12 protein-coding genes are annotated in these 13109 nt (G+C 64.0%); all 12 read right to left on the reverse strand.

What is annotated here, in order from left to right; genetic code table 11:
- Positions 1-19: 19 nt before the first annotated feature.
- Complete coding sequence (urtA, locus tag ACF8MI_RS21330; protein ID WP_016712223.1) at positions 20-1285, reverse strand: urea ABC transporter substrate-binding protein; 1266 nt, start codon at positions 1283-1285, stop codon at positions 20-22.
- A gap of 185 nt (positions 1286-1470) precedes the next feature.
- A complete protein-coding gene (cycA, locus tag ACF8MI_RS21335) occupies positions 1471-2877 on the reverse strand; it encodes a D-serine/D-alanine/glycine transporter (protein WP_060498549.1) in 1407 nt (468 codons plus the stop codon).
- 237 nt (positions 2878-3114) lie between these two features.
- Positions 3115-4482: a PepSY domain-containing protein gene (locus ACF8MI_RS21340; RefSeq protein WP_104833871.1), complete on the reverse strand. Its 1368-nt coding sequence runs from the start codon at positions 4480-4482 to the stop codon at positions 3115-3117.
- A 58-nt stretch (positions 4483-4540) separates the two neighbouring features.
- Positions 4541-6607: a TonB-dependent copper receptor gene (locus ACF8MI_RS21345; RefSeq protein WP_060498547.1), complete on the reverse strand. Its 2067-nt coding sequence runs from the start codon at positions 6605-6607 to the stop codon at positions 4541-4543.
- 66 nt (positions 6608-6673) lie between these two features.
- Positions 6674-7093 (reverse strand): DUF2946 domain-containing protein, encoded by a 420-nt coding sequence (locus tag ACF8MI_RS21350; protein WP_200928836.1) that lies wholly within the window; start codon positions 7091-7093, stop codon positions 6674-6676.
- A 22-nt stretch (positions 7094-7115) separates the two neighbouring features.
- Positions 7116-7601 carry a copper chaperone PCu(A)C gene (locus tag ACF8MI_RS21355; RefSeq protein WP_060498545.1) on the reverse strand — a complete coding sequence of 162 codons (486 nt, stop codon included), beginning with the start codon at positions 7599-7601 and terminating at the stop codon, positions 7116-7118.
- Positions 7602-7647: 46 nt separating this feature from the next.
- A complete protein-coding gene (locus ACF8MI_RS21360; RefSeq protein ID WP_060498544.1) occupies positions 7648-8037 on the reverse strand; it encodes a DUF2946 domain-containing protein in 390 nt (129 codons plus the stop codon).
- A 120-nt stretch (positions 8038-8157) separates the two neighbouring features.
- Entirely contained in the window at positions 8158-9012 is an 855-nt protein-coding gene (locus tag ACF8MI_RS21365; RefSeq protein ID WP_016712216.1) for an SPFH domain-containing protein, read from the reverse strand.
- 26 nt (positions 9013-9038) lie between these two features.
- A complete protein-coding gene (locus tag ACF8MI_RS21370) occupies positions 9039-9476 on the reverse strand; it encodes an NfeD family protein (RefSeq protein ID WP_104833875.1) in 438 nt (145 codons plus the stop codon).
- Between the two features lie 441 nt (positions 9477-9917).
- Entirely contained in the window at positions 9918-10709 is a 792-nt protein-coding gene (locus ACF8MI_RS21375) for a cobalt-precorrin-6A reductase (RefSeq protein WP_223623462.1), read from the reverse strand.
- Positions 10706-11800, reverse strand: a complete 1095-nt coding sequence (locus ACF8MI_RS21380) for a cobalt-precorrin-5B (C(1))-methyltransferase (RefSeq protein WP_060498542.1) — start codon at positions 11798-11800, stop codon at positions 10706-10708. The genes ACF8MI_RS21375 and ACF8MI_RS21380 overlap by 4 nt, the downstream gene beginning before the upstream one ends.
- Positions 11793-13004 carry a precorrin-6y C5,15-methyltransferase (decarboxylating) subunit CbiE gene (cbiE, locus tag ACF8MI_RS21385; protein WP_164525125.1) on the reverse strand — a complete coding sequence of 404 codons (1212 nt, stop codon included), beginning with the start codon at positions 13002-13004 and terminating at the stop codon, positions 11793-11795. The genes ACF8MI_RS21380 and cbiE overlap by 8 nt, the downstream gene beginning before the upstream one ends.
- Positions 13005-13109: the final 105 nt, after the last annotated feature.

The raw sequence follows: 13109 nt of genomic DNA on the forward strand, positions 1-13109 counted from the left end.
GCACAGCGGCCCCGTACACTCAGTTACCTTTCACTGCGTAATCGGGGCGCTTGTCATTGCCCGGAATGAACGGGCTCCACGGCTGCGCCCGCAGCGGCTGCTCGGTTTCCCACACCACGCTGAACTGCCCGTCATCCTGAATCTCGCCGATCATCACCGGCTTGTGCAGGTGGTGGTTGGTCTTGTCCATGGTCAGGGTGAAGCCCGATGGCGCCTTGAAGGTTTGCCCGGCCAGCGCTTCACGCACCTTGTCCACATCGGTGGACTTGGCTTTTTCCACGGCTTGCGCCCACATGTGGATACCTACGTAGGTGGCCTCCATCGGGTCGTTGGTCACGGCCTTGTCGGCGCCCGGCAGGCCCTTGGCCTTGGCGTAGGCCTTCCAGTCGGCAACGAACTTCTGGTTGACCGGGTTATCCACAGACTCGAAGTAGTTCCAGGCGGCCAGGTGGCCCACCAGCGGCTTGGTGTCGATGCCGCGCAGCTCTTCTTCGCCTACCGAGAACGCCACCACCGGCACGTCGGTGGCCTTCAGGCCCTGGTTGGCCAGTTCCTTGTAGAACGGCACGTTGGAGTCGCCGTTGACCGTGGAGATGACCGCCGTCTTGCCGCCAGCGGAGAACTTCTTGATGTTGGCGACGATGGTCTGGTAATCGGCGTGACCGAACGGCGTGTACACCTCTTCGATGTCCTTGTCGGCCACACCCTTGCTGTGCAGGAAGGCGCGCAGGATCTTGTTGGTGGTGCGCGGGTAGACGTAGTCGGTGCCCAGCAGGAAGAAGCGCTTGGCGCTGCCGCCGTCTTCGCTCATCAGGTATTCCACAGCCGGGATGGCTTGCTGGTTGGGGGCAGCGCCGGTGTAGAACACGTTCGGCGACATCTCTTCACCCTCGTACTGCACTGGGTAGAACAGCAGGCCGTTCAGCTCTTCGAACACGGGCAGTACCGACTTGCGCGACACCGAGGTCCAGCAGCCGAACACCACGGCGACTTTGTCCTGTGTCAGCAGTTGGCGGCTTTTTTCGGCGAACAGCGGCCAGTTGGAGGCCGGGTCGACCACGACCGGCTCTAGCATCTTGCCGTTCACACCACCCTTGGCGTTGATCTCGTCGATGGTCATCAGCGCCATGTCCTTGAGCGAGGTCTCGGAAATGGCCATGGTCCCGGACAGCGAATGCAGAATGCCGACCTTGATGGTCTCGGCGGCCTGGATACTCCAGCTCAGGCCCATTGCGGCAATCGATGCGCTAAGGGTAAAGGCCTTGATCAGACTGCGACGCTTCATGTGCTCTCTCCGCTGAGTTTTTATGTGTTGGGCAAGCGGGGAGGGGTGTTGCAAGGGGTGTGCCTAGTGGCAAAAGGTGCGTAATAGAGGGGGTGTGCGAGGTGTTGGGGCGTTGGTTGGATCCAGATTGGTGCCTGGGATATTTATGTGCACAGGATTGGGGCTGCAAAGCAGCCCCGGCGAAATCAGCCGTTGCGCACAGCCGAGCGTGGGTGGCGCCTGCTGCGCACACCCTGATAGGTCACCGCCAGCAGTACGAACCAGATCGGCGTCACCACCAACGCTGAACGCGTATCTGCCTCCAGGCTCAGCAACACCAGGATGAAAGCAAAGAACACCAGGCACACGTAGCACATGAAGCGCCCGCCCGGCATCTTGTACTTCGACGCCTGGTGCAGTGCCGCACGGTTTTTGCGGTACTTCAGGTACGACAGCAGGATCAGTGTCCACACGAACATGAACAGCACCGCCGAAACGGTGGTCACGAGGGTGAACGCCTCGACCACGTTCGGTACCAGGTAGATCAGCACCGCACCCAGCAACAGGCAGGTGCAGGAGAAGTACAGGCCGTTGGCCGGCACCGAGCGGCTCGACAGTTTTTCGAACGCCTTGGGGGCGTCACCTTCCTGGCTCAGGCCATAGAGCATGCGGCTGGTGGAGAAAACGCCACTGTTGGCCGAAGAGGCCGCCGAGGTCAGTACCACGAAGTTGATGATGCTGGCTGCCGCCGGCAGGCCGGCCAGTACGAACAGTTCCACGAACGGGCTCTTGCCCGGCACCACGTCGCGCCACGGCGTCACGGCCATGATCGCAATCAGCGCCAACACATAGAAAACGATGATCCGAACCGGGATCGAATTGATAGCCCGTGGCAGGGTGCGCTCCGGGTTCTTTGCTTCGGCTGCGGTGGTGCCCACCAGTTCGATACCGACGAACGCGAACACGGCAATCTGAAAACCGGCGAAGAAGCCCATCAGGCCATTAGGGAACATGCCGCCGTCATTCCACAGGTTGGCCAGTTGCGCCGTGCGCCCGCTGGGTGAAGTGAAGCCGGTGATGACCATGTACAACCCGGTGGCGACCAGGCCGAGGATGGCAACGATCTTGATCAGGGCGAACCAGAATTCCATCTCGCCGAACATCTTCACGGTGACCAGGTTCAGTGACAGCAGCAGCCCTACGCAGGTCAGCGCGGGTATCCACTGTGGAAGGTCCGGGAACCAGAACTGTGTGTACGCCGCGATGGCCACCACGTCGGCAATACCGGTGACCACCCAGCAGAACCAGTAGGTCCAGCCGGTGAAGTAGCCGGCCCAGGGGCCGAGCAGGTCGGCCGAGAAGTCGATGAACGACTTGTAGTTGAGGTTCGACAGCAGCAGTTCGCCCATGGCGCGCATGACGAAGAACAGCATGAAGCCGATGATCATGTAGACGAAGATGATCGATGGCCCGGCCAGGCTGATGGTTTTGCCCGAGCCCATGAACAGACCGGTACCGATGGCGCCACCGATGGCGATCAGCTGGATGTGGCGGTTGGTCAGGTTGCGTTGCAGGTGTTGCTCTTCGGGCGGTGTGGATGAGGTTTGCGTCATAGGCTGCATTCCCTTGTAAGGTCGGTCTTCTTGTCTGAGGTAGCCGGCTAGGCTAACACGCGCGTTCCAGTTCAGGGCGCGACAGATCGACTCGACTTTTGGGTAGCAGTCTTCTGCCTGTGCCGGCCTCTTCGCGGGCAAGCTCGCTCCCACAGGTGCCGCGCTGCCCTCAGGCTTGGCGCAGAACCTGTGGGAGCGGGCTTGCCCGCGAAGAGGCCAGTACAGGCAATGCAGGGCTCAGGCGTTGGCCAGCACCCGACGGCGCCTCACAACCAGGCTATCGACAACCCACATCACCACCATCGACACCCCCACCAGCGGGAACATCACCCCCAGCACCAGCATCACCCCCACCGCCGCCTTCCAGCGCGGCAGGTCATGGCGCAGCGGCGGTACGCCCAGCCCACCCGTTGGCCGGCGCTTCCACCACATCACCAGGCCGCTCACCGAGCCCAGCAGGATCATCAGGCACACCAGCAGGATGATGATCTGGTTGAGGGCGCCGAACATCTTGCCTTCGTGCAGCATGACCCCCAACTCGGTGGCGCGGGCGACCGGGCTGTAGTCCTGCCAGCGCACATCGGCCAGGACCTTGCCGGTGTACTGGTCGACATGCAGGGTGGCGTCGTTGCGCGGGTCGTCGGCGAACACGGCAATGGTGAACACGCCCTCTGCCGTGGTCGGCAGGGTGATGCTGTAGCCCGGCTCGACCTGGCGGACAGTGGCGATGTCCTCGACCTGCTGCAAGCTCACCTGGGGTGCTGCGGGCATGTCCGACATCATGTGGTGCCCGGCGTGTTCGGCGTGCGCGCCGGACTGCGGCATCGGCGTGTTCTCCATCGCCCAGGGTACGGTCTGGCGGTGCGCACTGTTCAATTCACCCGCCTGCTGGTCCGACTTGGGCACGTCGTTCCACATGGCCGCCGGGAAGCGGTTCCACACATCGGCGTACTGCTTGCCCCACAAGCCGGTCCAGGTCATGCCGCTGACCAGCATCAGCAACAGCAAGGCCGAGCCCCAGAAGCCGGTTACCGCATGCAGGTCGCGCCACAACAGCCTGCCGCGTGACGACAGCCGTGGCCATAGCACGCCGGCACCGTTGCGCCCGCGCGGCCACCACAAATACAGGCCCGACACCACCAGCACGATGCCCCAGCCGGCCGCCAGCTCCACCAGGCGGTCACCGACCGTGCCGACCATCAGTTCGCCATGCAGGGCGCGGGCGATGGCCTGCAGGTTTTGCTTGCCGTCCTGCTCGCCGAGGACCTTGCCGCTGTACGGGTCGACAAATACATTCAGTTCACGCCCGCCGTCATGCACCACGAACTGCGCACTGCGCTCGGCGTTCAGCGGCGGCAGGTACTGGCCGACGTGGGCCTTAGGGTAGGCCTGGCGCACTTCGGCCAGCATCAGGTCGGCGCTCTGTCGATGGTGGCCGGCTTCGACCACCATCAGGTCGCGGTACAGCAGCGGGTCGAGCTGCGGCTTGAACAGGTAGATGATCCCGGTGATTGCCAGCAGGATCATGAACGGGGCCACGAACAGCCCCGCATAGAAGTGCCAACGCCAGGCCAAGTTATAGAAATTGATGCGTGTTCCTCTCATGGGAACCTCCTGTGTGACCAGCTGATGGGCGCAACCAAAGTTGCGCCCGTTGTTGTTATCAGAAGCTGAAATCGACCTTGGTCCAGAAGGTCCTGCCTGGCTCATTGACCGGCTGTGGATCTGTAGCCGGGTAGCCGAACCCGGCGTTCCCGGCCAGGTTCAAGTGCTCGGCGTAGGTTTTGTCGAACAGGTTGTCGACCCCCGCGCTGAGCTTGAGGTTGTTGTTCACCTTGTAGGCGCCGTTGAGCGAGAACACGCCGAAGCCGGCGCTCTTGTCGTAGTCCTTGCCGACCACGTTGCCCTGGTTCTCGGCGATGCGGTTTTGCGCCGCCACCAACCGCCACAGTGCGCCGACGCTCCACACGTCACGGCTGTAGGTCAGGCCCAGGCGGCTCTCCAGGGGCGGCATTTGAGGTAGCGCTTTGCCATCACTGCTGTTCTTGCCCCAAGCGTAGGCCAGCGTGCCGTCAGCCTTCCAGTTTTCGGTCAGCTGGTAGGCCGCGCCCAGTTCGCCGCCCATGATGCGGGCGTCGATATTCTGTGCCTGAGAGGTGCTCATGCCCATCATGCCGGTGCGGTAGTCGAACAGGATGTAGTCGCGAATCTGCCCGACATAGCCCGAAGCCCAGGCTTCCAGGCGCTCGGTGCGGTACTGGATGCCGAAGTCGAGCTGGGTGGTTTTCTCCGGCTTGATACCGTCAAAGGCGTTGGCCGCCCCGGGTGGTGCCAGCTTGGGCGAGAACAGCTCCCAGTAGTCGGGGAAGCGCTGGGCGTGGCCGAGGCCGATGTAGGTGGTGGCCGGAATGGCTGCCAGGTCGTGCTCGTAGCGGACGAAGCCGCTGGGCAGCGTGTCGGCGCGGGTGTCGCCTTCGGTGGCACTGCCTTTACGGAAGTCACGGGCCGAGGCGCGGTCCAGGCGGGCACCGGTAATCAGCCGGTCTTCACCGCTGACGTACCAGGTCAGTTCGCTGAAAGCACCGTAGTTATGGAAGTCGGCGTCCTTGGTCCAGGCCTGGCCCTTGTGCGCATCCACGCCCATGCCGCCGCGCTGGCGGTGTTCGTTGGTCTGCGCGTCGATGCCGCTGATCAGTTGCACGTCGGCCCAGCGCCAGGTGGCCTTGATACGTGCACCCATGGTGCGACGGTCGACATTGCTGACCATCGGCATGCCCATCATGCCGCTGCCCGAAGGGGTGCGCAGGCTGTAGTTGTCCATCACATGGTCGGCGTAGTTGTAGTAGACCTGCGCCTCGACCTTGTCGAGCACTTCGCCGAGGTTGGACTTTTCAAAGCGCAGGCCCAGGCTTTCGCGCTTGAACTGCGAGCCGTCCATGCCACGCCCGGCATAGCGGGCCTCGCCATCGCCCTTGCCGGCAGTCAGCTCCAGCAGGGTGTCCTGATCGGGCGTCCAGCCGAGGGCGACATCGCCGTTCCATTTTTCCCAGCGCGACGGAACGGTGTCGTTGTTGCCGTCGTGGTAGTCGTCCGAGCGAGACTGGTTACCGACGAAGCGGGCATAGGCCTGGCTGTTGCCGGCGGCGGCATCCAGCACCTTGTCGAAGCGGCCGTTGGAGCCGGCCAGCAGGCTGGCATTTACCCGGCTGCCGAGGGTGCCGAATTTCTCTGGTTCGCGTTCGAAAAGGATGGTGCCTGCCGAACCGCCCGGGCCCCAGATCACGCTTTGCGGGCCTTTGATCACGGTGAGGCGGTCGTAGGTTTCCGGCGAGATGTAGGACGTGGGTGCGTCCATGCGGTTGGGGCAGGCGCCCAGCATCAAGCCACCGTTGGTGAGGATGTTCAGGCGCGAGCCGAACATGCCGCGCAGTACCGGGTCGCCGTTGGTGCCACCGGCGCGGATTGCCGAGAAGCCGGGGATGGTCTTCAGGTAGTCGGCGCCGTCGCTGGCCGGTACGGGCTGGCGCGGGTCTTTCGGGTTGGTGACCACGGTCAGCGGCGAACGCGGGGCCACGGCGGTGATTACCGTCGGGCTCAGCTCGGGCGCTTCGTGCACATGGCCTTCATGGCCAGGGTCGGCGGCCAGGGCCACGGGCGCAAGCAGCGAGCCGCAGAGGGCGGCGATGGTCCCACGCAGGGACAAGGCAAAAACAGGGGTGCAGCCGGACATAATGATTCCAGTCGATCAGTCATGAGTTAGCGCGAAGCCTCCTGGCTCCGTGCGCAAAATATGGGTTCAGACGCTGATCGAGGAAGGTGGGGCGCGGCTGCGCGCACCGGGGAATACAGCCTGCCGGGCATGGCCCTGGTGCGTTGGCGCAAGCAGGTGGGTGGTGGGGACGACACTGCCGGCACTGAGCGGGCTGAGGGCCTGGGGCAGGGCCGGGCAGTTGAACAACAGGCTGCAGTAACCACACTTTTCCCACATCACATGGAGCTGGCCATCGTTGCCATGGCCGTGATGGGTGTCGCCGCCATGCTGATGGGCAGCCGTCATCGGCATGCTCATGCCGACATGGTGGTCCATCGGCATCGACTGGGAAATCAGCGGGCCGATGAAGATCATCCACATGGCGAACAGGCTCAGCCATCCGCCACCGGCGCGCCTACGGTCAGGGCGGGTGGTACGGCTGATGCTGTTGCGCGGCAGGCTCATGGCGAGTGCCTGTCAGCAGGTGTCAGTGTGCGTGTTCGTGGGCTTGCGGCTGGTCCGCTGGCGCCTGCTTCTGCACGGCCACTTCAACCGTGATGTCGCCGGCTTTTTCGAAGTGCAGGGTCAACGGGAAGCGCTTGCCGTCGGTGAGCAGGCTGCGGTCCTTGGGCTGCATCAGCATCACGTGGTAGGCGCTGGGGGCGAAGGTCAGGTCCTTGCCGGCAGGTACCACCACGTTGGGCACCTGCTGCATCTTCATGGCGCCGCTGGCGCTCATGGCATGCTCGTGCAGTTGTGCATCATTCGTGATGGGGCTGTCGACGCTGAGCAGACGGTCGTCGGCCTTGCCGTTGTTGTGCACCACGAAATACGCGGCGACGTTTGGCGCGTTGGGTGGTAACTGCAGCGACCAGGGGTGGGCGATGTGCAGGTCGCCCACGCTGTATTCGTGGGCATTGGCAAAGGCGCCGGGCAGCAGCAGGGCGGCCATGACGAGGGCGTACTTGAGCATGGTGAATCTCCGTTCTGTTCAGGTTCAGGCAGACAGCGTGATGAACTCAGGCCAGCGGAGAGGCACGGGGGTTGAGCGCAGGCCAAAGCTGGCGCGGCGTGAGTTGGTAGTCAGCGGGTGGCGACAACAGCCCGGCGAGCAGTGTCGGCGGGTTGTGCAACTGTGTCGGGTAGCCGGGCAGGGCCAGCAGCGGTGCGGCGCCCGAGCAGCACCAGCAGTTCATCATGCTGGCGCTGTCGTCGTTTTGCGTGCCGAGGTCGATCTTGGCCAGGGCCTGGACGTCGACTTTGGCCTTGTTGGCCATGCTGGAACAGAAAGCCCCCCACAGCAGCTGCTCGGCCGGGCCCTTGGGCGCAGCAGAAGACAGCGGCATGGCCAGCAGGTTGAACAGCACTGCAAGGCAGGCTATCCAGGCAATGTGCCGACGTGGGGGCATGGAGAGATCCGGTCAGGAATCGTGGTGGGTATTGTAAGGCGGAGTATAGGTAAAAATGGCGGGGTGCGGTGAAGTGCCGCAGGTTGCCGGTTAATGGGGGCGCAATGCGCCCCGACACTCTCAAGCCTTGTTACGGCCCATCAACCCCCGCACGGTCTCCTGCAGGTCTGCCGGCAGCACCACCACCTTGGCATTGCTGCTGCCCGCCAGGTTCTCCATGGCCCCGACATAGCGCTCGCCCAGCAGGTACATGGCCGGCACGGTCTCGTTGCCCACCGCTTCCTTCACCAGCGAAATCGCCCGCGCCGAGGCCTCGGCCAGGCTGATCTGCGCCTCTGCATCCAGCCTGGCGGCCTGCAAGCGAGCTTCCGCTTCAAGGATCGCCGCCTGCTTGGCCCCTTCGGCACGGGTTACATCGGCCTTGCGCTCACGCTCGGCTGCCGCCTGGCGCTCCATGGCCAGTTGCATGTTTTCCGAAGGCTTGATGTCCTGGATCTCCACCGAGCGTACGGTCACGCCCCAGTCTTCGGTCTGCTCGGACATCGCATCGCGCAAACGTGCCTTGATCTGCTCGCGGCTGGACAAGGCTTCGTCCAGGTCCATGGCACCGACGATGGCACGCAGCGAGGTCATGGTCAGGCTGGTGACGGCGAACGAGAAGTTCTGCACGCCGTAGGAGGCCTTCTGCGGGTCGACCACCTTGGCGAAGCACAGCGCGTTGGCGACGATGACTGCGTTGTCCTTGGTTATGATTTCCTGTTGCTGCACATCGAGGATGATGTCTTTGGTCGGCAGGCGGTAGGCGACCACATCCATGTAGGGGATGAGGATGTTCAGGCCGGGTTTGAGCGTGCTGTGGTAGCGGCCCAGGCGCTCGACGATCCATTCCTCGCCCTGAGGCACGATACGCACCCCCTTGAACACGGTGATCAGGACGAACAGGGCGATGGCCGCGACGACGATTAGGCTGGTCATGATGATAAATCCCTTTTAGTGCAGGTTCAGGCCCGGATGACACGGGCGGTGTTCCCCTCAATGGCGGTAAGGCGCACCCGCTCGCCAGCAGGGATCTCGCTGTCGGCGATGCAGGTCCATTCTTCGTTACCCAGAATCGGCTTCTGGAAGCGTACGCGGCCTTTCTGGAATTCCGAAACGCCAGCGGTCAGCAAGCCCACTTCACCGATCACGCTGTCGGCGGTCCAGCGCACATCCGGCTGCTTGCGCCGGAACAGCTTGAACCAACACGCGGTGGTGACCGACGACAGCAATACCCACAGCAGTACCTGCATGTCCAGTTGCAGGCTGGGGGCGGCCAGCGAGATGAGCGAGACCAGCACGGCACCGATGCCGAACCAGAGGATGAAGAACGTCGGCAGGACCAGTTCGAGCAGGATCAGCGCGATACCGAAGACCAGCCAGATCCACCATTGCATTTCCATATGGGTGAAACCTTCCGGGGGGGGGGGCTAAAGCTTAATTCAGCGGGGTGGGCGAAGGCTATTCAGGTGAGACCGAGCGGACTGTAGGAGTGTTCTGAAATTGGCTGTGTGCTGACAGAGAAGATGTGAGGCTGACAGGTGCTTGCCGACAGGTATGCAGCGCTTATGAGATCGAGCGCCGCCCGCGCGGCGCATCGCGAGCTGCGCTCGCTCCTACGTTTGTTTCGTGCCAGTAACGCCTGTGGCAGGCGCGCGCGACCGCCTTGTTTGTACGACGCAATATCCAGCCATGCGCCAAAGAATTCGCGCGCAATGCCCACTGGAATAATTGGCCCGAAACAAACGTAGGAGCGAGCGCAGCTCGCGATGCGCCGCGGGGGCGGCGCTCGATCTTGAGGGCGACAAATAACTTTCGTCGTACCGAGCAGAAAGTGCAGCGACCTATAAATCTTCCCGTTTTTGATCTTCCGGTTGATCCCGGGTGACCATGAAATCCGCGCCGGCATCATCATCGAAGCCTTCCAATGCAGCCACCAGCAATTCCTGAGAGTCGAAATCGCGATCCACGCCAGGTAAAAGTGGTCGCTTCAGAATCAGAACCGGAATTCCTCGTTCTCGAGCCACATCCAGTTTCGGTTCCGTCGCCACGCTGCCACTGTTCTTGCTGATCAGCACATCAATACCCCGCTCATCAAAAAGACTGCGTTCGTCTTCGATCTTGAAGGGTCCCCGCGCACCAATGACTTCGCACCGAGAGTTGCCAGCGTATGTCTCCAACGCCCGCAAGGTCCAGAACTGCTCCGGCGGTATTTCGTCCAGATGTTGCAGCGGCTCTCGCCCCAGCGTGAACAGCGGCCTGCGGAACGGCTTGAGCGCCTCGATCAACCCCGCCCAGTCCTCGACCTCGCGCCAGTCGTCCCCCGCTTGCGCCTGCCAGGCCGGGCGTCGCAAGGCCCAGCACGGGATGCCGGCAATACGCGCAGCACTGGCGGCGTTGCGGCTGATCTGCGCGGCATAAGGGTGGGTGGCATCGATCAGCAGCGTGATACCGGCCTCGCGCAGGTAGCTGGCCAGGCCTTCGGCGCCGCCAAAGCCGCCGACCCGCACCTGGCATTGCAGGTCCTGCGGCACGCGGCCGATACCCGCCAGGCTGTAGACGTGCTGCGGGCCGAGGCGACGGGCGATGGCCAAGGCCTCGGTGACGCCGCCCAACAGCAGAATGCGCGCGGTCATTGCACACCCGCCCGGCCAACGATGCCGCCTTGGCGGTCGATGGCGAACACTTCCACTTGCACCTGTGCCGGCACCACGCTGCGGGCGAAGGCCAGCGCGTGGGCACACACTGCGTCACCGAGGGCAACGCCGGCCGCGTGAGCCAGAGCGAGTGCTTGCTGGCTGGTGTTGGCGCCGGTGATGGCGGCCTGCAACGCTTCGTCAGCGCCAATGTCTGCAGCCCAGCCCGCCAGTTGCGGCAGGTCGATGCTGGAGTGGCGGCTGTGCAGGTCCATGTGCCCGGCCGCCAGTTTGCTGATCTTGCCAAAGCCACCGCACAGGCTCAGGCGTGGTACCGGCACCTTGCGCAGGTGCTTGAGCACTGCGCCAACGAAATCGCCCATTTCGATCAGGGCGATTTCTGGCAGGCCGTAGACGCGGCGCATGGTGTCTTCGCTGGCGTTGCCGGTGCAGGCGGCGATATGCGTGTAGCCGTTGGTGTGGGCCACGTCGATGCCTTGATGAATCGAGGCGATATAGGCTGCACAGGAGAACGGCCGGACGATGCCGCTGGTGCCGAGGATCGACAGCCCGCCCAGTATGCCCAGGCGCGGGTTCATGGTTTTCAGGGCCAGTTGCTCACCGCCCTGCACGTTGACCGTGACCTCGAAACCGCCGGGATAGCCGCACTCATCGGCCAGGCGCTGCAGGTGTTCAGTGATCATGCGCCGAGGTACCGGGTTGATGGCCGGCTCGCCCACCGCAAGCACCAGCCCCGGGCGGGTCACGGTGCCGACGCCGGTCCCCGCGACAAAGCGGATGCCCGTCTCGGCCAACAGACGCACCTGGCTGTAGAGCAAGGCGCCGTGTGTCACGTCCGGGTCGTCGCCCGCATCCTTGAGGGTGCCGGCTTCGGCGCGTTCGCCGACCAGGCGGCAGAACTCCAGGCGCATCTGTACCACCTTGCCCTTGGGCAGGGTGATATCCACTGCATCGTCTTGCTGGCCGGTGAGCAGCAGCTTGGCCGCTGCCAGGCTGGTGGCGGTGGCGCAGCTGCCGGTGGTCAGGCCGCTGCGCAGGGGCGCCGGCTGTTCGCGGGTTTCTTCACGCATCGGCGGGCTTCATCACTTCCAGCAGGGTGATCGGCAGCGCCTGGCGCCAGGTGTCGAACGTGCCCAAGGGTTGGGCATGGGCGACATGCAGGCGGGTCAGTTCACCCCCGTGCTGATCGCGAAAGTGCGCCAGGGCCAGTTCGCTTTGCAAGGTCACTGCGTTGGCCACCAACCGGCCGCCGGGGCGCAGGTTCGCCCAGCACAGGCCCAGCACGCCTTCACGGGTGACGCCGCCGCCGATGAAGATGGCATCGGGCTGTTCCAGGCCTTGCAGTGCCATTGGCGCCTTGCCACGAACCAGTTGCAGGCCGGGTACACCCAGCGCATCGCGGTTATGTTCGATGAAGCCCTGGCGGCCTTCGTCGGCCTCGATGGCCAGTGCGCGACAGGCCGGATGGGCACGCATCCATTCGATGCCGATCGAGCCGCAGCCCGCGCCCACGTCCCACAGCAGTTCGCCGGGCTGGGGCGCCAGGCGCGCCAGCGTGATAGCACGGACATCGCGCTTGGTCAGCTGGCCGTCGTGCCGGAAGGCACTGTCTGGTAGCCCGGCCAGGCGATGCAGGCGTGGCGCTTCGGGTGAGGCCAGGCATTCGATGGCCACCAGGTTGAGCGCTGCGGCTTCGGCGTGCGGCCAGTTTTGGGCGGTGCCGGCCAATGCGCGTTCTTCCTGGCCACCCAGGTGCTCGAAAACCTGCAGGCGGCTTGGCCCGAAGCCCCGTTCGCGAAGCAATGCTGCAACGGCCGCCGGGCTGTCGCCATCGTTGCTCAGCACCAGCAAGCGCACACCGCTGTGCAGGTGGGCATTGAGCGCCGCCAAGGGGCGGGCGACCAGCGACACCACTTGCACGTCCTGCAGCGGCCAGCCCAGGCGCGCAGCGGCCAGGGCGCAGGAGGAGGGCATCGACAGCACGCGCATTTCATCGGCAGGCACCTGGCGCGCCAGGCTGGCGCCGACCCCGTAGAACATCGGGTCGCCGCTGGCCAGCACGCACACCGGCTCGCCGCGCAACGCCAGCACCGGGGCCAGCGAGAACGGGCTTGGCCAGCCCAGCCGTTCGCCGGGCACGCAGCGTGGCAGCAAGGCCAGCTGGCGCGGGCTGCCGAAGATCCGCGCAGCACCCAGCAGCGCGCGCCGGGCTTGTTTGCCCAGGCCACTGAAGCCGTCTTCGCCGATGCCTACTACTGTCAGCCAAGGGGTCATGTATTTCAATCCGCCATTTTTGGGGCCGCTTCGCGCCCCTTGGCGGGCGAGCCCGCCAAGAAGGCGACGCGGTGCTTAATTTCTGCTAATCGCTAAGGATGCTCG

It is taken from the genome of Pseudomonas sp. yb_9, assembly GCF_043103635.1.
Taxonomy (GTDB): domain Bacteria; phylum Pseudomonadota; class Gammaproteobacteria; order Pseudomonadales; family Pseudomonadaceae; genus Aquipseudomonas; species Aquipseudomonas monteilii.